A 20,177-nucleotide genomic window follows, 5' to 3' on the forward strand; every position below is an offset into this window, starting at 1 on the left:
TTGTTGAGGCAAATATTAAAAAGGTTATTATGGGTTAATAATTAGTGGGGATGGATAAAACCCTCATTGATTAAAGTTTTATTTCATTAGGTGTTTTTATCTAAATAAATAAAATACAACATTTTTTATATTTTTCATTGCGAAAAGCGCAATCTACTTTTACAATAGAAAGGGTTGTGAATATATTATACTGGAAAAATAAATCGAAATAATATGAAAATTTTGTTTTGTCTTCGCTAATTGTATACTACATACACGTAAGACTACATACATCATGTTATCGACTTGTAAGGAGAGAAAAAAATGAAAAGTGTAAGATTACCATCGATGCTAGAAATTATTATTCTTTTATGCCTATTTCTTGCTGTCGTCTTTTCCTTCCAAACGATTTTTGATCTCCCAATTCAATTAGCGCTATTTATTTCATGGTTTTTAGTTATTGCGCTTGGATTAAGATTAGGATTTCGTTATCAAGAATTGCAAGATGCAATTACGAAAGGGATTTCTAATGGATTAGAAGCAATTCTTATTTTAGTTGCAGTTGGGGCTTTAATTGGAACGTGGATTGCTGGTGGGGTTGTACCTACATTAATTTATTATGGATTAGAATTCATTCACCCTAGCATATTCTTATTGGCAACTTTAATTATTTGTTCAATCACTTCTATCGCGACAGGAACATCATGGGGAACAGTTGGAACTGCAGGTATTGCTATGATGGCGATAGGTGAAGGGCTTGGATTACCACTTCCGCTTGTTGCGGGTGCAGTCCTTTCAGGAGCTTATTTCGGAGACAAATTATCACCACTTTCTGATAGCACAGTTCTTGCAGCTTCTATGGCGAAAGTAGATGTTATTGCTCACGTTCGAGCTATGCTCGTATTAGACGTTCCAGCTTATATTATTACCAGCATTATGTTTACTGTTGCTGGATGGATGTATGGCGGGGATAATGTAGATTTAAATAGAGTTGAGTTTTTAAAAGAATCTTTATTAAAGCACTTTGATATTAAAATATGGATGCTTGTTCCAGCGGTAATTGTTATTGTGCTATTGGCGATGAAGAAACCATCTATGCCAACAATTGCTATGGGAGCTTTAATTGGTGCGATTTGGGCAACACTTTTCCAAGGAATGAACTTTGGAGAGGCAATTGGAACAGCATATAACGGATTCTCAATTCAATCTGGTGTCGAGTTTGTCGATAAGTTATTAAACCGTGGTGGAATTAATGGTATGCTTGGTTCAGTAGCTGTTATTATTTTCGGATTAGGTTTTGGTGGATTACTTGAAAAGTTAGGTGTTCTAAAGGTAATCGTATCGAAATTTGAGAAGAAATTAAATTCTGCAGGTAATGTAACATTGTCTACATTAATCGTTGCGTTTTTAGCTAACATATTTGGTTGTGCGATGTACGTATCACTTATTTTAACACCAAAAATTATGGAAGAAAGCTATGATAAATTAAAAATAGATCGCCGCGTATTAGCACGTAACTCAGAAGTAGGTGGAACTTTGACTTCTGGTATGGTTCCATGGTCTGATAATGGTATTTTTATGGCTGGTATTTTAGGTGTATCAACATTATCATACGTTCCATTTATGTGGCTAAGCTTCGTATCACTCATTTTAGCAGTTATTTATGGATATACAGGCAAGTTCATTTGGTATGTAGATGATGCGGATAAAGGAAAGTAAGCATCATAAAAAATTACCTTCTGCGGTGGCGGAAGGTAATTTTTTTTATATGTATCAATGAGAATTCTTATCATTTGATGGAAAGTCTGTTAAAATAAAAGATGTAGGTATTTTATTTTCAAGGGGATGAAAAAATGGAGTACAGAATTGAAAGAGATACATTAGGAGAAATGAAAGTTCCAGCTGATAAATTATGGGCAGCACAAACGCAGCGTAGTAAGGAAAATTTTCCGATTGGAACAGAGCATATGCCGCTTGAAATTGTAAAAGCATTTGCGATTTTAAAGAAGAGTGCAGCGCTTAGTAATCAAAAATTAGGAAAGCTATCAGAAGAGAAGACGCAAGCAATTGTGGAAGCTGCTGATGAAGTTATCGCAGAAAAATGGAATGAACATTTTCCACTTGTCGTATGGCAAACGGGTAGTGGTACACAATCGAATATGAATGTAAATGAAGTAATTGCAAACCGCGGTAATCAAATTTTGAAAGAAAAGGGATCTGACGTACATATTCATCCGAATGATGACGTGAACATGTCTCAAAGTTCCAATGATACGTTCCCAACAGCACTTCATGTAGCGTGTGTAATTGCGGTAGAAAATCATGTATTGCCAGCTATTACGAAATTAAAAGAAACATTAGCAGAAAAAGTAACTGCATTTGAACATATTATTAAAATCGGTCGTACGCATTTACAAGATGCAACACCTTTAACGTTAGGACAAGAAATTAGCGGATGGCACCGTATGCTTGAAAAAACAGAGCGTATGATTGCAGATAGCAATACATATATGAAAGAATTAGCAATTGGTGGTACTGCGGTTGGAACTGGAATTAATGCGCACCCTAAATTTGGTGAGATGGTAGCGGAAGAAATTAGTCTGTTTACAGGTAAACAATTTGTTTCTGCACCAAATAAATTCCATGCGTTAACGAGCCATGATGAAGTCGTATTTGCACATGGAGCATTAAAAGCATTAGCTGCTGATTTAATGAAGATAGCTAACGATGTGCGCTGGCTTGCAAGTGGTCCACGAAGTGGTCTTGGGGAAATTATTATCCCTGCAAATGAACCAGGAAGCTCTATTATGCCAGGTAAAGTAAATCCAACGCAAAGTGAAGCATTAACAATGGTTGTAGCACAAGTTATGGGGAATGACACAACAATCGGATTTGCTGCGAGCCAAGGTAATTTTGAGCTAAACGTATTCAAACCAGTTATTGCTTACAACTTCCTGCAATCTGCTCACTTATTAGCGGATGCAACCGTTTCGTTTAATGATAAATGTGCAGTTGGTATTGAAGCAGATGAAGAAGTAATTAATGAAAATGTAAATCGTTCATTAATGCTTGTAACAGCGCTAAACCCACATATCGGGTATGAAAATGCCGCGAAAATTGCAAAGCATGCCCATAAAGAAGGGTTAACTTTAAAAGAAGCAGCATTGCAATCTGGACTACTAACAGAAGAGCAATTTGATGAGATCGTAGATCCGAAAAAAATGATTGCTCCGAAAGAATAATAGAAGAGGCCAAGATTCTTAATTTAGAATCTTGGTTTTTTTATCCTGCTGCCCATAAACGCCCGATTGGTGAAGGATAATAATTAGTGGGGGATGAACAAAACCCCACTGATTAAAGTTTCACTTTATCGCATATTAATTTTTAATTCCTTGCGGAAAAGTAAATACACATAAAGGGTCATATTTTTTACTGATTTTTCTTAATTTGTTCGCATGTGTCCCGTAATAAGCGTTCATATAATCTTTCAAATCGCTGTATGGGAAATTGATGAATGAGCCTTCTGTTATAGATTCTATATAGTCAAATCGGCTTTCTAACCATTGGGAATTATCCTTTTTAACAATTGGATCTTCCCATATAGTTTGGATGCCTAGAATATAATGTGCATCGCGGTAATAAAAAGCGCTCGCATCTTTACCTACATCTTGAATTTTTCCTCCAAGGGGGTAGAGACTTATAGCTGCAAAAATACTACCGGAAGCTCTATCTTCAATAAGACTAATAATTTTTTCGATTTCTTCCTCGTTATATTGTTTATGAACGAACCGGCCTGTAGATTTAAATTGTTCAGACGAGGGATATGAAGATTCTACAATGGCCATTGCTTCAAGAAAACTGATATATTGTAAATTCATCTTCACCCCGTTTATATTGAGTAAATCTTGTAGAATGAACGCTGCATCTTCTGGGGTACCGTAATATAAACCTCGTCCATATATTGCAAGTCCTTCCACAGCAGAGTTGTATATGCTCGCACCGATTGTCATCTTACTATTTAAATTTACTAGCCAGCTTTGCCATGTGTGAAGAAATTCCTTTTGGATGTCTACTGAAGTGTTAGGCCAATATAGTTCAACGAAAGTAACTTTATCAACTATTGGAGGGAGCTTAAAAGTTAGCGAAACAACGATGCCAAAATTTCCGCCACCTGCCCCGCGACAAGCCCAAAATAAGTCTTTATGGCAAGTTTCATTAGCTGTAATTACTTTACCTTTATAGTCAATTAATTCTAACTCTATTAAATTGTCACAACCAAGGCCGAAATACCTACTAGAATAGCCCCAACCTCCACCTAAAGTGTATCCACTTACTCCAACAGTTGGACAAGTTCCTCCTGGAAATGGGTAACCTTTTGAAGAGATAAAGTCATAGATTTGTTTATTTTGAGCACCACCTTGAATGACTAATGTATTTTTATGTTCATTAAGCTGCATACAGTTCATTTTACTTATATCAATTACGAGGACATTGTTTCCGACAGAATATCCTTCGTAATGGTGTCCACCAGAACGAATGCGAATAGCAATTTCATTTTTTCTCGCCCAAATAATCGCATTACTAACATCCCATTTCGTAAAACAATAAATGATAGCTAAAGGAAACTTTTGAATAGCTCGATTCCATTCTTGTCTAGCTTCTTCGTACTCACAATCATATCTTGTAATAATTTCACCTGTTAATCCTTCATAACTTAACTCATACATAATAAGCACCTTTCATTCATTTTGTGTAGTAGTTTGTTTTTCTAGAAATAGTGTATGTTCGTATCGTTTGTTTGTGATGAAGGCGTAGCATCTTTATGTAATAAAAAATAGACTAACTATTGGAGAGTTAGCCTGAGGGGAGGATATTCAATTCTTATATAGTTATCCTAATAGTATTGAACTGTCTCAAACAAAATTATTCATTTGAGGTACTATTGATTATTTTCACATTTGGCCAGTTTTCTTTTAAGAGTGAAATGAATTTCTCCTCTTCTTGTGGTACGAAAGATGTTAATGAGTCGAATAAATTATAATGAATTTCTATTTGTTGTCTTGTCCAATTTTCTGAACGAAGCTTTTTACCAGAGTATTTAATGTGGCGTACATTTTCAAATGGAATTTCAGTACGGAGTATGAAACCATGTTTAACAATAAGGGCAGATTCCGTTATTTTGTAATGAGAAAAATAGAAAGAAGAGAGATTCACGATATTTAAGAGCATCATGAGAGTGAAAAAAATAGAATTCTCATTTTGGAAGAATAGAGAAATGAAAAAAACAACTAAAAACAATGAGATTAAAATGATATGAAATGGATTTTTTTTCGCTTTAAATTTCAAGTAAATCACCTCGGTATACCAGTCATTAAAATAATTAAATCACAATATTGTAATGAAACGTAAAAATATGCAACATTACATATTCTTACGTTTCATTATTCGTGTAAACTTTTTTTGATGGGGTAAATTTGAATGGAGTTTTCAAAAGTGGAGTTGCATAAAATGATTTGCAGAAAAAGTATTAAAGTAATAGTCATAATTAGTTGTATGATGATTAGTGGTTGTTCAAATAGATTCGTTGAGGATGGAAATCGAAAACATGTATTTGTAAAAGCAAGTAAAGTTTTAGTAGAGGTTGTTTATAAAATATATAAAAGGTAAAAGGTGTTTTCGTATATGGAAACACCTTTTTTGTAGTTAAAATTGAATGCTGAAGTTTTGGAATGTGTGAATGCCGGTTCCATGTGGTTTGTAGCACTTAAATATTGAACAGCATATTTCACATCTTAATAATAAGTCGTTTCTAAAAACACATTCGCTGTTTGTTGGGATAAGTCCTTTTTATAACGTATAAATAGATATTTTTATAAAAGTTTGTAAAATAGGCAAACGAAACATTGAATTGTTTGCTTTTTGTATGGTAAGATGATGGAGTGGTAATAAACGTTATCGTAATTTGTTTATGGTTTTAATAAACCTTTTGGAGGAATGTTTAGTATGAGTGATATTTCAGAGAAGTTTTGGGATGCGTCGATAGAGGAATTGAAGAAAGGGTATGTATTTGACGAGGAAGCAGAGGAGTATGTTTGTTTAGCTTGTGGAGAAACGTTTATTAAAGGGGTTATTTATCAAGAGAATCAAGTTTTGTATGAAGCAGAGAAGTTTGTACAGTTGCATATTCAAAATGAGCATACATCTATGTTTGAATATTTATTAAATCTTGATAAAAAGTTTACAGGCTTAACTGATTTGCAAAAGAAAATGGTTCAGTTTTTCCATATGGGACTTAACGATAAAGAGATTGTAAAAGAAATGGATGGCGGGAGCACATCGACGATTCGCAATCATCGATTTACATTGCGCGAGAAAATGAAGCAAGCGAAAGTATTTTTAGCGTTAATGGAATTGTCAGAAGAAAAATCAAAAGTTCAAACTAAATTTGTACCGATTCATAGAACAGCTACGATGGTGGATGATCGATACAATATTACAGAGGAAGAAAATGCTGAAGTTTTAACAGCGCATTTTACAGAAGGTTTGGATGGACCGCTTTCTAAATTTCCGAAAAAGCAAAAGCGGAAATTAATTATATTACGTCATTTAGTGAAGAAATTCGATAGTAATAAAAAGTATACTGAAAAAGAAGTAAATACAGTTTTAGAAAATATATATCCGGATTTTGTAACTTTGAGAAGATATTTAATCGAATATGGTTTTTTAGATAGAACAGCTGATGGAAGCCAATATTGGGTGAAGTTATAAGAATGAAGAGAAGAAAATGAATAGATGCACATAATAAAAACAACTATACAAAGAGATTGAGGATTACAGATACGAAAAATATGCTAAAGTTCTATGATGAATTTGAAAATAGTGAGTAGAAGAAGCAATTACTTTGACGAGCAAACAGTATAGAAATGGTTGGAGTAATTACAATTATTTGAGCACGGATTTAACCGTGCAGATTTTAAATAAAAGGAGAAATGAAATTTGAAACCACCTACAGATAACAATAAAGAAGGTGTAGAGTCACAGAAGTCAGAAACGGAACATAAGCCGATATGGAAATCGATGTCCATGTTTTTAGTGCCGTTACTTTTAAGTAATGTATTACAGTCAGTTGGACAGTTATTTGGAATGGTAGTAGTAGGAAGATGGCTTGGCGTAAATGATCTAGCAGCTATATCGGCATTTTTCCCGTTATTTTTCCTACTCATTTCATTTGTAATTGGAATTGGTTCTGGTAGTTCAATTTTAATTGGTCAGGCATTTGGTGCTAAAAATGAGGAGCGCTTAAAAGCTATCGTTGGTACGACGCTTACGTTTACTTTTATTATCGGAGTCGTGTTGGCGATAATAGGTAGTATTTTTGCGATGGATATTATGCGTCTTATGGGAACGCCAGAAAATATTATTGAAATAAGTGTGCATTACGCAAGAATTTTATTTATATCTATGCCAGTATTATTTTTATATTTTGCATACACAACATTTATGAGAGGTACAGGAGATTCAAAAACGCCATTTTACTTTTTAATCGTAAGTACAGCGCTAAATATGATTTTATTACCAATTCTTATTTTTGGCTGGTTAGGAGCTCCGAAATTAGATGTTTACGGAGCAGCCTATGCTTCAGTTATATCTACAGTTATTACGTTTATTGTCATGCTAGTGTATTTAAAGAAGAAAAATCATCCACTACAATTAGACGGGACAGTAAGAAAATATCTTCGTATGGAATGGGAGTTATTAAAATTATTGTTACGCCTCGGTATTCCAGCGAGTATTAATATGATATTAGTTTCATTATCAGAGATCGCGGTAATCGCATTTGTAAATCGGTACGGTTCAGATGCAACAGCGGCGTATGGCGTTGTGAACCAAGTTGCAAGTTATGTACAAATGCCAGCGGTTAGCCTCGGTATTACAGTATCAATTTTTGCAGCGCAATCAATTGGTGCGAACCAATTTGATCGATTACAGAAAGTTGTTAAGGCCGGAATTATTATGAATTACATCATTGGTGGTGTATTAATATCTCTTATTTACTTGTTCTCAAGAGATATTTTAGCACTATTTTTAACAAGTCAAAATACAATTGACATTGCTCATAGTCTAATCATGATTACATTATGGAGCTACTTAATTTTCGGTCATGCACAAATTATTAGTGCGACAATGCGAGCAAGTGGTACTGTATTATGGCCAACTGTAATCAGTGTTGTATCAATTTGGCTTGTTGAAGTACCTGTGGCGTATTATCTTTCTTACCATACGACCCTTGGAATAGAAGGGATATGGATTGGGTATCCAGCTGCATTCATCGTCAGCTTAATATTACAGTATGCATATTATAAGCTTTCATGGCAGAAGAAACGAATTACACGATTAGTGAGTTAAAAGATGAAAATGTCCCTAAGTCATTATACTTAGGGACATTTTTTTATGAATACTTATAAATAACTTTTTAAAGTTATGTCAAAATGTTGTCTAATGAGTTCTCCATTATTCATATAAAACTCCCAAGCTGTATCTGGCTCACCGATAATTTCAAATGAACCTTCTGTAATATATAAAGCGCAATTATCCTCTAATGCAATACCTTCTATATTACCTTGGTGAGTTTGTAAAAACGTATGGAAGGCATTCATTCTATTTAATTGATTGTAATGGGGGCAAAATCTTTTGTTAACAATACCCCAGCCACAACTTTCTATATAACCGGAACCTTCATAATCTGAACGAATGCTAGATGTGAACCAGCACATAGCACCGGCACTATATCCTGCAATAAGTGTTCCTCGTTTTAAAGCAAATAGTAACTTTTCATCTAGTTTATGTTCTTTCCATTGTTCAAGCATGTGAACGTAATTTCCACCGCCAAGGTAAATTAAATCGGCAGAATGAATCATCTCATCTATTTCATATTTAGTAGGTGTTTCGGTTGAAATGCGTAAAATTTGAACCTCACAATGTAATTGCTTTTCAAATGTTGCTAAAAATAACTTTATATATCCTTCATCATCACGACTAGCTGTAGGAATGAATAATACTTTTGGGTATTGTTTATTCGTTAATTCTATAAGTCGTTCATTAATATGCAAGTGATTTGGATCTTGTAAATCACCGCCACCAATGACAGCTAATTTCATAGTAAAGCACCACCTAATAATATTTGTTATGTAAAAATTCGATAGTGGGGAGTTACATTCCTTCTGTGATTTAATGAATAAGGGGAAATAAAGTGAACAATATATTGAAATAGCATAAGGAGTCGATAGCTGTGGATAGAAAGGAATTAGAAGCAGTTTATCCCGCTATTTGCGGGCAGTAAACTCCAGCCTCAAAATTCGATTGGAGCAAAGCGGTTAGGTGGGAGCCCTGCGTCCCGTAAACGCCCGATTGGTGTGGGCTAATAATCAATGGGGGATGAACAAAATCCCCATTGATTAAAGTTTCACTTTATTGATATATAATACTGGAAAATATTGTTTCAAAATATGGGGACAATATGTTTAAATGAATATAACGACGTACTAATGAATGTTGAAAGAGTATTTATATTTAAAAAGTACAGGGAATACCAAAAGTTTTACAAAAGTGTTTTTTACTTTTTATAGGAACTTATTTTATAATATAGTTAAATTATATTAATATATTTATTAGCGTAGACTAAAAAGAGGGAGCGTGAAAGAGTGGATTTCCGATTTGAGTTCGCAGCGAAGGTGAAAGAATATTTAGATGATGAAAAAGATGAAAAAATAATAAAAGATGGACACAGAGATATAATTTATAAATATTTATATCCGTTAGAGAGTGAAATTGGAATTTTTAAAAACCCTAACTTTACTTTTTTTGCATCAGGAAGACGTTCACATATAGTATTAGAAAATATTGAATTTAAAACAGAAGTAAACGTAGAAAGTAATATAATTGAAATTACAAAAATAGTGGATAATGTGGTGATTCCATTAGATACTATCGTAGCTAAAGATCGAGAATTATTTGCACTTGGGCGTAATGAGAAATTTAGTGTGCAAATATTAGAATATTATCTCTATGATACATTTGGAGAGAAGTTAGGTTTACAATGAATCGAACGTGGTACAGATAACTAATTAGTGGAGATTAGGATTCATTTAAGTATCAGTTAATATCATTTATGTTTGACCTTCTATATATTTTATACTACAATCTGTAGTGTGAAAGGGGCCATACGATGTTTACTCAAAACTACAAGTTAAATGAGCAAGGGTTAAATCACTTTTTCGGACCGCTTGAAGCGAAAATAATGGAAATTGTTTGGGCTACTGAGGGTATTACCATTAAAGATGTGCAACAGAGATTAAGTGAAGAATCCCCGGTGAATTTTAATACTGTAATGACAGTTATGAACAGATTAGTAGAGAAAGCACATTTAGAAAAGCATATTGTGAAAAGAAGTGGTATGTATCGTACTACACAAACGAAGGAAGAATTTTTATCTAATCAAACGAAGAAAATGACACAGGAATTAATGGGTGAATTTGGAGATCTTGTTGTGAACCATATGATAGATGAGTTAGAACAAGCTGATCCATCTTTAATAAAAAAATTAGAAGAGAAATTAAGTCGGCTAAAAAAAGAGGACCGATAAAATGAAGTGGCAAATGCGTAAAATCGTTTTGTTAGCAGTGACTATTAGTGTGCTTTTTTTAAGCATGTTAGTATACTATGTTACATACCCATTTCTTTTTCAAAATAAAGCATTTTTCCTTTCTCAATTTTGTTTATTTGAATTACAAAAACATATGAGGGAACTATCAATACTTCGTATAATGATAGCCGGATTACTGTTATTTACTGTAATCATTATGAGTAAAAGAATTTGGAAGCAATTTTTTTATAGTAAAAGATTGAAAAGAAATCTCGTGTCTATTACTAGAAAAGGAAAGCAAGTGTACGTATTATCAACGTTACAGATTACGGCATTTACAATTGGATTATTTCGACCGAAAATTGTCATTTCAGAAGGAATGTTTCAGGCATTTTCTGAGGAAGAAATTGATGCGATTGTATTACATGAGGAATATCATCAAAAAAATCGAGATCCATTAAAGTTATTTTTCTTTACATTGTTAGCTGAGGGAATGATGTATATTCCTATATTAAAAGGGATGTTGCAGCGTTATCATGTATATCAAGAGCTATCAGCAGATAAATATGCGATGCAAAAAATGAAATCTTCATTTGAGCTAGGTAGTGCATTATTAAAGTTAATTAAAATAAAGACGATGGAAAATCAATGTATTACAGCGTCGTTTGCGAAAACCGCAATTAATTTACGAATTGAGCAAGTGTTGAATGAGAAAGTTGTTAAGCTGAATATGCCATTACATACAAATTCAGTATATGTAACATTAGGGCTATTTTGTATGTCGATTGTACTTATTGTCGGAGAGTGCATATAGCCTCTTTTTTTAATAATTAACACTACGCGTTGTAGTGTGTTTAGGAGGGATAAAATGAATGCGGCGGATTTAACAATTTGGCTAGTAGTAGGGGCTGGGATACTTTCATTTATATCACCATGTTCTTTACCGCTATATCCATCTTATTTATCATATATTACAGGTGTGTCTATTCAAGATTTAAAAGAAAATCGTGGGATTATGCAAAAGTCAGCGATTATACATACAGTATTTTTTATGATCGGTTTCTCGGTTATATTTTATGCGTTAGGTTTATCGGTGAGTTGGATTGGGATTACTTTTTCATCTAATCAAAGATTGATTCAGCAAATTGGTGGGGTTTTTATTGTTTTGATGGGGTTATTTATGACTGGATTGTTTCAGCCTAAGTGGCTTATGGCAGAGAAAAAAGTGCAGTATAGAAGTAAATCGACAGGATATATTCGTTCAATTTTGGTCGGCATGACATATGCAGCAGGATGGACACCGTGTGTTGGTCCGATATTTTCTGCAGTGCTTATGCTCGGAGCGACCAATCCTGAAAGTGCGCTTCTTTATATTACGGCATATACTCTTGGCTTTGCAGTTCCGTTTTTCGTGATGGCATTTTTTATTGGAAAGGTAAGATGGATTGTTACTTATGCCAATGTCATGATGAAAATCGGCGGTGGAATGATGATTTTAACAGGGGTTTTATTATATACAAATCAAATGACGAAAATTACAGCGTTCTTTATTCGTCTATTCGGCGGATTTACGGGATTTTAGAAATGAGGAGGAAGAAAAGTGAAGAAACTAATTGCTATTATACTAGCTGGGGCACTAATTTGGGCCGGAGTTAACTTTTATAATACTAAGAAAGAAGAAAAAGAAAGAAAAGCGAAACAAGCGGAGTTACAAGAGAAGGAAGTATTACCACAAGTGGGATTTAAAGCGCCGAACATAACATTAAAAGGATTAGATGGGAAGCTTTATTCGTTAAATGATGCAAAGGGAAAACCATATGTTATTAATTTTTGGGCATCATGGTGTGGTCCATGTGAAATGGAGGCTCCTGATCTAGTTCGTTTGTATGATAAATATAAGGAGGATGTTGAAATCTTTGCGGTAAATGCAACAATCGGGGATCCAGTACAAGAAGCGAGCGCATTTGCAGATCGTCACGGATTTAAATTTCCTGTTCTATTAGATATGGACGGAGTAGCTGGAATAGATTATAAAGTATTTTCTTTACCAACGACCTTTTTTGTTAATAAAGATGGAATTATTGTAGATCATGCACGAGGGGTATTACCTCCAGATCAATTAGAAGAGAAGTTTAAGAAAATAATTGAGAATTAAGAGGGGATTTCATAGTGATGGAGTGGATGGTGAGGTTACAACCCGTTTCTCTTATAATAGGAAGTTTATTTGGATTTACTCTAATGAAACTAAGGATGAAAAAGCAAAATATTCAATATGAAAAAATGATGGATGCAGTAACGAATGGCTTTCTTATCATTGTATTAGTATGGAAATTCGCACCGGCAATTTTAAATCCGGTATGGGCCATTGGGGCGCCAATGCCAGCATTATTAGCTGTAGGAAGTATTCAGCATATTATAGTAGGGTGCGTAATTGCGAGTATATATATTGTTTGGAAAAGTAAAAAAGAGCAATTTTCTCTTCGGATTTTACTTGATACATTACCTTTTGGATTTTGCGTGAGTATAATCTTTTATTTTATATTCCATCAAGAAGTAGGTGCACAAACGACACTGCCGTGGGGGATGAAAATATATGAATCAAAATTTTTGTATCATCCTATTTTCATGTATGAGATTATACTCGCGCTCGGTATAATTGGCTCGTTATGGATTAAAAATGAAAGATTAGGAAATGGAAAGAATATAAGCTTTTTTCTAATTTGCGAGGGAATTGCTCATATCATTATTTCACTTATTAGTGAACAAAATTCAGTTCTATTTGGTCTTTCAATACAGCAAATACTCAGTTTTTTTATTATTAGTTTAGGGATTTTATTAGTACCAAAAAAATAAAAGTAGCCATGCACGGAGAGCATGGCTATTTTTGTATCATCATATGAATTAAAAAATCGGCGGAGTAACAGAAAATAAAACAATCGCATTTTTCTCGAATTGATTTACCCATTTATGTTTTAAATAAGCTGGTATTTTTACGCTATCACCAGTTTCTAATGTGTATTCTTCTTCATTTAAGTGCAATGTGATTTTTCCGTCTAATACTAATGCTAATTCTTCACCTTTATGTTCTAGAACATTTTCTGATGAAGCAGTATTTGGTGGGATAGTCATAATTGCTGTTGCTAAATTTCCTGTGAAATCAGGTGATAACAATTCATATGATAAATTATCGATAATCATTTTTTTTCTTTTATGAGAACGTACAATTAAATCGTCTGTATTATTTTCTTCAAGTAAAAAACTAAATGTTGGAACATCAAGAGCTTTTGCAAGTACCTTTAATGTTTGAATAGAAGGGTTAGCAGAACCACGTTCAATTTGACTAAGCATTGATGGTGTGATTTCGGCCATCTTTGCTAATTCTTTACTAGTTAATCCTTTTTCTTTTCTTTGTTTTTCAATCTTTTTACCAATATCTATATTTTCCATAATAAATGCTCCTTAATAATTATTAAATTATATTTAAATAAATTAAATTGAAATTAACTAAAATGAATTATTTATGTTAAACTATATTAAAATTAATTTAATTATAATTTATTATATGGCTATCTACAAGGATATGAGGAGGAAGAGGAATGAAGGAGATAGAGGCATTAAAAGAGCAATATCCACTAGTAAATAACTTAATCGCAACAGAAGAAGTATTTTGGATAAACCCGAATATGGAAAAGTATGAAACAGCAATAAAAAATTCGCCACTTAATGAAGAACATGTAAAAGACGCGGAAGAGAGATTAAAGCGTTTTGCACCATATATTGCGAAAGTATTTCCTGAAACGAAAGAAACAGGCGGTATTATAGAATCACCTTTAGTGAAAATCTCTTCTATGAAACAATCTTTAGAGAAAAGTTATGGGAAACCTATTTTAGGGGAATTACTATTAAAATGTGATAGCGGGCTTCCGATATCAGGATCAATAAAAGCTAGAGGCGGAATATACGAAGTGCTGAAACATGCAGAGCAACTGGCACTTCAGCATGGAATGTTAACAGAGAAAGATGATTATTCAATTTTAGATAGTGATAGATTTAGAGGTTTCTTTGCGAAGTATTCAATTGCAGTAGGTTCTACTGGGAATTTAGGGCTTAGCATCGGTATTATGAGTGCGAAACTAGGTTTTAACGTGACTGTTCATATGTCAGCAGACGCAAAAGAATGGAAAAAAGATTTATTAAGAAGTAAAGGTGTAAACGTTATTGAATATGAAGCTGATTATAGTAAAGCAGTAGAAGAAGGAAGACTGCAAGCAGATACAGATCCTAGCTGTTATTTTGTTGATGATGAAAACTCGCATGATTTATTTTTAGGATACGCAGTAGCAGCGTCACGTTTACAAAAACAATTAGAAGAGTTAGAGATTGTAGTAGATGAAGAGCACCCTTTATTCGTTTATCTTCCGTGCGGAGTAGGGGGCGGACCTGGCGGAGTAGCATTCGGCTTAAAGTTATTGTATAAAGACAACGTACACTGTTTCTTTGCGGAGCCAACGCACTCTCCGTGTATGTTACTCGGTTTAATGACAGGGCTTCACGATAAAATCGCCGTTCAAGATATCGGGATTGATAATGTAACTGATGCGGATGGACTTGCGGTAGGAAGACCATCTGGATTTGTCGGTAAAACGATGGAACCATTTTTGAGTGGAAATTACACAGTAAGTGATGAGGAGTTATATAGATTATTAAAAGAACTGGCTGATACTGAAAATATTTATTTAGAGCCTTCTGCATTAGCGGGTATGATAGGGCCTTTGAATGTATGTAAAGCTGAAAATGAGTATTTACAAAAGCAACAGTTAACAGAGAAGGTGAAGAAAGGTACTCATATTGTGTGGGGAACTGGTGGGAGTATGGTTCCGGAAGACGTGATGAATGGGTATTATAAGAAAGGTTTGGAATTAACGTTAAAATAAAAATGAGGCTATTTACAGCCTCATTTTTTTCATGTGCATAAAATTCTTTGTTATTTTCGCATTAGTTCATTATAGTATAGATATAAAGGATTGCTAATATCGAATAAAAATAACAAAAAAGCTTTATTTTACATAATAAGAGGATGTGTATACGATGTCATTACAGACTAAATATATAGCGGGTATTTCGCTTGGGGTTATGGGCGTAGGTTTTGCGGCTTCCATCCCTTTTCAAGGAACGGTAGCTGGAGAAATTATACAAGGTGGATTTGAAGCTGGGTTAGTTGGTGGACTTGCGGATTGGTTTGCGGTTACAGCTTTATTCCGTCATCCGTTGGGAATCCCAATTCCACATACAGCATTATTACCGAAAAATCGTAAGCGGGTAACAAAGGGACTCGTTTCTACGTTAGAAAATGAATGGCTGACGAAAGACAGTATTACAAGTAAAGTAAAAGAAATGCAGCTAGCGCAAATGGTACTGCAAATTGCTGAGAAAGAGTTACAGTCTGACGCTGTGAAAAAAGGGATTGTAACAATTGCTGAGAAAGCGATTCTTCAAATAGATACGGAAAAATTAGCAGTTATTATTGAAAAAGAATTAAAAACGTATTTGCATACAATTAATACAAGTAACATATTACAAGTTCTCGTGGATCAATTAGTAGTGCAAGAATATGATGAAAAAACACTTGATTACATATTAGTAAAAGTGAAAGATTGGACAGCTCAAGATGAAGCACGTTATCAGCTCGGAAGCTTAGGCATGAAGGCGATGGAAAACATAAAAGTAGATGGATTCCTACAGTTTACTTTGAAATCGTTTATGAATATTGTTGATGAGGATAAAATCGGCGGCATTTTGCAGAAGTTTATCATTAGCAATATTAACAGCTTACAAGATGCAGATAATAGCACAAGGCAACTTATATTAGCGAAAATTCGTCAAGAGATTATAAATGTAAAAGAAAATGAATCTTTATTACAGGAATTAGAGAAGTGGAAAGAAAAATGGATTGCAAATTGGGATGCTACTGACAAAATAAAAGAGATGCTAGAGCAAGTACAGAGTAGGGCAGTTACTTTTGTGAAGAATGAAGAATTTGCTGATAAATATGTTGTTCCATTCTTACAAACACAAATGAATAAAATAAAAGAAGACGAATTGACTGTTCAAAAAATAGAAGATTGGTTACAAAAACAAGTTGTTACTATTGTTGAAAAGAATCATTCGAAAATTGGAAAGCTTGTGCAAGAAAACCTTGATAAGTTAGATGATAAAACATTAATCGAAATGATTGAAAATAATGTCGGTAAAGATTTGCAGTGGATTCGTGTGAACGGGGCTGTTTGTGGTTTTATGATTGGATTAATTTTAGAAGGAATAAAAGCGATTATATGAGAAAAACCTTCCACAATTGTGGAAGGTTTCTTATTTTTCGATAACGCTCATATTTAAATTATAAGCTTTCTCAATATTTAATTTGTACGTTCCATTTCCTGTTTTTATCGAGTTTTTATACCAATGTTCTTGCCCATTTAATTCTGGATTTTCTTCTGAAGAATTATTTTCTTTTTTCGCTAAATCTTCTACTTGTTCCCAAGGTGTGTTTCCGTGAGTTTCTTTTTGATTTGTTACGGCTGTTAAAGAAACATCACTTTCTTTAGTTAAATGAACAGATACGTTTGAACTGTTTTGTACAAACCAATTATTTTGTAATTGACCTGGATAAAGAGATAGTTCGTTATTCGAAGCGCGGATCTCTACATTTTTATTTTGCGGAAGAACGAGTGTTTGTTTCACCTGTGGTGCGAAGTTAAAAAACGTATGCTGAACCGGTAATGGTTTTAACGTTATATACATCGTTTCTCCAGCCGTTTGAACTGAAAGGAAATCATCTCTTTTTAAATTAGGTTTTTCATTTGTTTTTGTCGTCATTTCATATGTTCCAAAAAGATGAATTTGATTTGTATTATCACCCTCTATCGTTAGAGGGTGATGCCCCGCATCCACTACGATTTTTTTGATAGATTCAGGTATATCAAGTTGTCCGTCTGGAATATTACTCGTTTGTCTAGTTGTGTTAATAGAATGACGAACTTCTTCTAGCAATCCAGTTGATAATAAGCAGTAAAAAGCAATTCCAACACTTCCTAAAACTCCGATAAAGAAAATACTAAAAATATCATATTTAATAAATGAATGTTCCTTCTTAGAAAATAGAAGGTATAGTAAAATTTCAGCGCCAAGTATGATAAGTAAAACAGGCCACCAGGCTGTTAATGTATCTAATGCTTGAACTCCTTTTACGACTGAAAATAGTAAAAAGCAACCTAATGTAATAATGGAGAGCCCCATTGAGAATGTTCCAACGCGCCATGTTCTCATTCGTTTGTACCACCTTTGTTTTCTTTATTTCCAAGTAACAATTTAAAGCCGCCACCAATTAAAAGGAGAGCAACGATAGATGTTTGGAAATAGCGATAATATAGTTCGCTAAGATGAATATTAAATATAGTTGCAAAATAGTCATTCAAAATAGGAAGGACTGTTTGATCTAATAAATAATAACCACCGAGTGTAATTAACCCAATACCGATCCATCTTTGATGATTTATAAAATAGTCAATGATAGGTTCGTCATTTACACGTTCTTTTCCGTATTTTGCAGTTTGCTGTAACGCATCAAAAAAGCTATAGAACCAAATGATTGGTACTAAAAATAAAAACGCAGAAAGTCTTAATAAGTCGAGCAAATAAATAGATAGTAAAAAGGCTGCCATAAGCTGAAGACCACGGCGCTGTAAGCCTAAATACATATGTCCTGCTCCAGGAAACATTGCTAAAATGGAAGCGAATGTTTTATTTTTCTTTCCTTGTTCTCGGTGCTCTTCAAATTCTTCAAAAATAGTACGATCCACTAATTGCTCGCCGCGTTCTTTTTTCTGTAGTTGTTGAACAACATCGAAGAAATTATAAATCCATAAAACAGGTAATGTAATAAGAAAGATAAGGAAACTTCCTTGAGATGTTAAGAGTGCAACGAATATAATCATACTTCCGATTCCTGTGCAAGCGACTAAAAATGTAAGTCCGCGTTGCATAAGTCCTAATTGAAAATGACCAAGCCCAGGAATGATTGATAGAAGAATGATATAAAATCGTTCGCTTTCTTTAGAGGACTCTGTAAATTCTCCGGCTGCTTGTTTTTTCGATTGATTAATAATAGTGATAACTAAATCTAATAAATTGATCGCCCATAACACGACTAGTAAAAATAGAGAAAGAAAAGCAATATCACGCGCTCCTAATGCTATTGTACAAAATGCTGCAAGGATAAATAGAAATAAAGCCCCGCCGCTATATAAAATAAATCGTCCAAATTTCTTTAAATATAAATGTCCAAGCCCAGGAATTAGCCCTAACACAAGTGCTAAAAAGGGATTTTTATTCATGCTTTGAACCTCCGTCCTTTTTTGATGTGTCTACCGATTTGTTTACAATTTGTTGTGAGATAGAAGACTCGTTATGTTTTGAAGATTTCTCGAAATTTGATGTCGCTGTGAAAATATACTGGAATAAACCACTTACCATAAAAATAATTGTAGCCGCAGTCGCAATTATGTAGTGAATAATTGTGCGCTTTAGTGAGTTTGTTTTTATATTTTCATTAGATTGTAGTGTTTCAAAATTAATTTGCGTCATAACTTCGTTCGTAAATGAATCATCATTTATCATTGGAAGGTTTTCATGTTGTTCATCAATACTTTCCATATAAAGTGCTAAACAATGATCACATTCATAAAGATGTTCTTCCATAGATTCACGTTCATTGTTTGATATAACATCTAATGTATAATTGCGCCAATCTTCTTTTGAATAATGCATCATAGAAACTCTTCCTCCTTCCAATGTTTTTTAATCCATTTTCTTGCCCGATACAGTTTCATTTCGACTGTTTTCACTTCAATATTTTCTTGCAAAGCAATTTCTTGATAACTTTTTTCTTCTAAGTAATGTGCGAGAACGACGTCACGGTAATTGTCGGGAAGTTCTCGCAGTTTTTGAGCAATGAGTAATTTTTGCTCTTTCGTCAATAATAAAGCCTCAATATTATGAGAGGATTTTATATTTTCCGCAGTTTCTTTACATAAGGAGAGTTCTTCGTTTTCTCTAGCTTTTTTTCTCTTATAATCAATAGCGTGATTGGTGGCAATACGTGCCATCCACGTTTTTAATCCGCGAAATTGATAATTTGGGAGAGAGGCGTGAATTTTTACGAATACTTCTTGTGTAACATCTTTAGCATCTTCTTCATGTCTTAAAATAGAAAAGATAACTTGAAAAATATAATGACGATATGTTTGTACAAGGATACGAAAAGCATGTTCGCTTCCTTGTTGTGCTTTTTCAACTAATTGTTTTTCCTCAATCGGTCTCTCCCTCCTTTTTGACGCATTCTATTATATAGACGTAAGAAATGATAAGTCACCCTACACATGTTATAAAAAAAGAATAATATATTTTTAGCAGGAGGGCTATATGAAAAAGGTGTGAAAAAATGGTAAAGAGAAGTATATAATGAGCAAGAAGGAAATGTTACACAGAGAAAGGATGTGAA

Annotated in this window: 21 protein-coding genes; 13 read left to right on the forward strand and 8 right to left on the reverse strand. The window is 33.8% G+C overall.

Annotation, left to right across the window (positions count from 1 at the left end; all coding sequences use genetic code 11):
• Nucleotides 1-303 precede the first annotated feature (303 nt).
• Together nhaC and fumC are read left to right on the forward strand one after the other, a co-directional pair.
• A complete protein-coding gene (gene nhaC, locus MR066_RS07920) occupies nucleotides 304-1,698 on the forward strand; it encodes a Na+/H+ antiporter NhaC (RefSeq protein ID WP_242246588.1) in 1,395 nt (464 codons plus the stop codon).
• Between the two features lie 134 nt (nucleotides 1,699-1,832).
• Nucleotides 1,833-3,221, forward strand: a complete 1,389-nt coding sequence (gene fumC, locus MR066_RS07925) for a class II fumarate hydratase (RefSeq protein WP_002035171.1) — start codon at nucleotides 1,833-1,835, stop codon at nucleotides 3,219-3,221.
• Between the two features lie 135 nt (nucleotides 3,222-3,356).
• On the opposite strand, the gene MR066_RS07930 is transcribed toward fumC, so the two are convergent.
• Nucleotides 3,357-4,706 carry an FAD-binding oxidoreductase gene (locus MR066_RS07930; protein ID WP_242246590.1) on the reverse strand — a complete coding sequence of 450 codons (1,350 nt, stop codon included), beginning with the start codon at nucleotides 4,704-4,706 and terminating at the stop codon, nucleotides 3,357-3,359.
• Nucleotides 4,707-4,902: 196 nt separating this feature from the next.
• Complete coding sequence (locus tag MR066_RS07935; RefSeq protein ID WP_242246592.1) at nucleotides 4,903-5,325, reverse strand: PH domain-containing protein; 423 nt, start codon at nucleotides 5,323-5,325, stop codon at nucleotides 4,903-4,905.
• A 132-nt stretch (nucleotides 5,326-5,457) separates the two neighbouring features.
• On the opposite strand from MR066_RS07935, the gene MR066_RS07940 reads away from it, so the two are divergent.
• From MR066_RS07940 to MR066_RS07950, 3 genes are all read left to right on the forward strand, one after another.
• Nucleotides 5,458-5,646 (forward strand): hypothetical protein, encoded by a 189-nt coding sequence (locus MR066_RS07940; RefSeq protein WP_012260704.1) that lies wholly within the window; start codon nucleotides 5,458-5,460, stop codon nucleotides 5,644-5,646.
• 336 nt (nucleotides 5,647-5,982) lie between these two features.
• The gene (locus tag MR066_RS07945; protein WP_002086396.1) at nucleotides 5,983-6,747 is read left to right on the forward strand and encodes a DUF2087 domain-containing protein; all 765 of its coding nucleotides are present in this window, start codon (nucleotides 5,983-5,985) and stop codon (nucleotides 6,745-6,747) included.
• A 228-nt stretch (nucleotides 6,748-6,975) separates the two neighbouring features.
• Entirely contained in the window at nucleotides 6,976-8,385 is a 1,410-nt protein-coding gene (locus MR066_RS07950) for an MATE family efflux transporter (protein WP_242246594.1), read from the forward strand.
• 53 nt (nucleotides 8,386-8,438) lie between these two features.
• Here MR066_RS07950 and MR066_RS07955 read toward each other — a convergent pair whose 3' ends face one another.
• On the reverse strand, nucleotides 8,439-9,137 hold the full coding sequence (locus MR066_RS07955; RefSeq protein ID WP_242246595.1) for a peptidase E: 699 nt from the start codon (nucleotides 9,135-9,137) through the stop codon (nucleotides 8,439-8,441).
• Nucleotides 9,138-9,680: 543 nt separating this feature from the next.
• Here MR066_RS07955 and MR066_RS07960 point away from each other — a divergent pair.
• The 6 genes from MR066_RS07960 (at nucleotide 9,681) to MR066_RS07985 (ending at nucleotide 13,474) form a co-directional block, all read left to right on the forward strand.
• Nucleotides 9,681-10,079 (forward strand): DUF3942 family protein, encoded by a 399-nt coding sequence (locus MR066_RS07960; protein ID WP_002031084.1) that lies wholly within the window; start codon nucleotides 9,681-9,683, stop codon nucleotides 10,077-10,079.
• A 125-nt stretch (nucleotides 10,080-10,204) separates the two neighbouring features.
• The gene (locus MR066_RS07965; protein ID WP_002031086.1) at nucleotides 10,205-10,621 is read left to right on the forward strand and encodes a BlaI/MecI/CopY family transcriptional regulator; all 417 of its coding nucleotides are present in this window, start codon (nucleotides 10,205-10,207) and stop codon (nucleotides 10,619-10,621) included.
• A 1-nt stretch (nucleotide 10,622) separates the two neighbouring features.
• Nucleotides 10,623-11,435: a M56 family metallopeptidase gene (locus tag MR066_RS07970; RefSeq protein WP_002012264.1), complete on the forward strand. Its 813-nt coding sequence runs from the start codon at nucleotides 10,623-10,625 to the stop codon at nucleotides 11,433-11,435.
• A gap of 54 nt (nucleotides 11,436-11,489) precedes the next feature.
• Nucleotides 11,490-12,203: a cytochrome c-type biogenesis protein CcdA gene (ccdA, locus tag MR066_RS07975; RefSeq protein WP_002012263.1), complete on the forward strand. Its 714-nt coding sequence runs from the start codon at nucleotides 11,490-11,492 to the stop codon at nucleotides 12,201-12,203.
• A gap of 18 nt (nucleotides 12,204-12,221) precedes the next feature.
• Entirely contained in the window at nucleotides 12,222-12,776 is a 555-nt protein-coding gene (locus MR066_RS07980) for a TlpA family protein disulfide reductase (protein WP_002031090.1), read from the forward strand.
• A gap of 14 nt (nucleotides 12,777-12,790) precedes the next feature.
• Nucleotides 12,791-13,474: a prolipoprotein diacylglyceryl transferase family protein gene (locus tag MR066_RS07985; protein WP_242246597.1), complete on the forward strand. Its 684-nt coding sequence runs from the start codon at nucleotides 12,791-12,793 to the stop codon at nucleotides 13,472-13,474.
• A gap of 48 nt (nucleotides 13,475-13,522) precedes the next feature.
• Here the strand turns inward: MR066_RS07985 and MR066_RS07990 are convergent, their stop codons facing one another.
• A complete protein-coding gene (locus tag MR066_RS07990; RefSeq protein ID WP_002141215.1) occupies nucleotides 13,523-14,068 on the reverse strand; it encodes a helix-turn-helix domain-containing protein in 546 nt (181 codons plus the stop codon).
• Between the two features lie 149 nt (nucleotides 14,069-14,217).
• Between MR066_RS07990 and MR066_RS07995 the strand changes: the two genes are divergently transcribed.
• Nucleotides 14,218-15,555: a D-serine ammonia-lyase gene (locus tag MR066_RS07995; protein WP_242246599.1), complete on the forward strand. Its 1,338-nt coding sequence runs from the start codon at nucleotides 14,218-14,220 to the stop codon at nucleotides 15,553-15,555.
• Nucleotides 15,556-15,709: 154 nt separating this feature from the next.
• Entirely contained in the window at nucleotides 15,710-16,957 is a 1,248-nt protein-coding gene (locus MR066_RS08000; RefSeq protein ID WP_088031589.1) for a DUF445 domain-containing protein, read from the forward strand.
• A 30-nt stretch (nucleotides 16,958-16,987) separates the two neighbouring features.
• Here MR066_RS08000 and exsE read toward each other — a convergent pair whose 3' ends face one another.
• Genes exsE through MR066_RS08020 form a run of 4 tightly spaced genes read right to left on the reverse strand, consistent with a single transcriptional unit; the run spans nucleotide 16,988 to nucleotide 19,989 of the window.
• The gene (gene exsE / locus MR066_RS08005; RefSeq protein WP_002141220.1) at nucleotides 16,988-17,944 is read right to left on the reverse strand and encodes an exosporium protein ExsE; all 957 of its coding nucleotides are present in this window, start codon (nucleotides 17,942-17,944) and stop codon (nucleotides 16,988-16,990) included.
• A complete protein-coding gene (locus MR066_RS08010) occupies nucleotides 17,941-19,011 on the reverse strand; it encodes a hypothetical protein (RefSeq protein ID WP_002086382.1) in 1,071 nt (356 codons plus the stop codon). The genes exsE and MR066_RS08010 overlap by 4 nt, the downstream gene beginning before the upstream one ends.
• Entirely contained in the window at nucleotides 19,004-19,447 is a 444-nt protein-coding gene (locus MR066_RS08015; RefSeq protein ID WP_002086380.1) for a hypothetical protein, read from the reverse strand. Before MR066_RS08015 ends, MR066_RS08010 begins: the two co-directional genes overlap by 8 nt.
• Nucleotides 19,444-19,989, reverse strand: a complete 546-nt coding sequence (locus MR066_RS08020; protein WP_307838321.1) for an RNA polymerase sigma factor — start codon at nucleotides 19,987-19,989, stop codon at nucleotides 19,444-19,446. The genes MR066_RS08015 and MR066_RS08020 overlap by 4 nt, the downstream gene beginning before the upstream one ends.
• Between the last annotated feature and the right edge of the window lie 188 nt (nucleotides 19,990-20,177).

It is taken from the genome of Bacillus cereus group sp. BfR-BA-01523, from assembly GCF_022662615.1.
In the GTDB taxonomy this organism is placed as follows: Bacteria; Bacillota; Bacilli; order Bacillales; family Bacillaceae_G; genus Bacillus_A; species Bacillus_A mycoides.

Coding starts and splice junctions, on each gene's coding strand:
- nhaC (WP_242246588.1), top strand. CDS start 304: ATGAAAAGTGTAAGATTACCATCGATGCTAGAAATTATTATTCTTTTA.
- fumC (WP_002035171.1), top strand. CDS start 1,833: ATGGAGTACAGAATTGAAAGAGATACATTAGGAGAAATGAAAGTTCCA.
- MR066_RS07930 (WP_242246590.1), bottom strand. CDS start 4,706: ATGTATGAGTTAAGTTATGAAGGATTAACAGGTGAAATTATTACAAGA.
- MR066_RS07940 (WP_012260704.1), top strand. CDS start 5,458: ATGGAGTTTTCAAAAGTGGAGTTGCATAAAATGATTTGCAGAAAAAGT.
- MR066_RS07945 (WP_002086396.1), top strand. CDS start 5,983: ATGAGTGATATTTCAGAGAAGTTTTGGGATGCGTCGATAGAGGAATTG.
- MR066_RS07955 (WP_242246595.1), bottom strand. CDS start 9,137: ATGAAATTAGCTGTCATTGGTGGCGGTGATTTACAAGATCCAAATCAC.
- MR066_RS07965 (WP_002031086.1), top strand. CDS start 10,205: ATGTTTACTCAAAACTACAAGTTAAATGAGCAAGGGTTAAATCACTTT.
- MR066_RS07970 (WP_002012264.1), top strand. CDS start 10,623: ATGAAGTGGCAAATGCGTAAAATCGTTTTGTTAGCAGTGACTATTAGT.
- ccdA (WP_002012263.1), top strand. CDS start 11,490: ATGAATGCGGCGGATTTAACAATTTGGCTAGTAGTAGGGGCTGGGATA.
- MR066_RS07990 (WP_002141215.1), bottom strand. CDS start 14,068: ATGGAAAATATAGATATTGGTAAAAAGATTGAAAAACAAAGAAAAGAA.
- MR066_RS07995 (WP_242246599.1), top strand. CDS start 14,218: ATGAAGGAGATAGAGGCATTAAAAGAGCAATATCCACTAGTAAATAAC.
- MR066_RS08000 (WP_088031589.1), top strand. CDS start 15,710: ATGTCATTACAGACTAAATATATAGCGGGTATTTCGCTTGGGGTTATG.
- exsE (WP_002141220.1), bottom strand. CDS start 17,944: ATGAGAACATGGCGCGTTGGAACATTCTCAATGGGGCTCTCCATTATT.
- MR066_RS08010 (WP_002086382.1), bottom strand. CDS start 19,011: ATGAATAAAAATCCCTTTTTAGCACTTGTGTTAGGGCTAATTCCTGGG.
- MR066_RS08015 (WP_002086380.1), bottom strand. CDS start 19,447: ATGATGCATTATTCAAAAGAAGATTGGCGCAATTATACATTAGATGTT.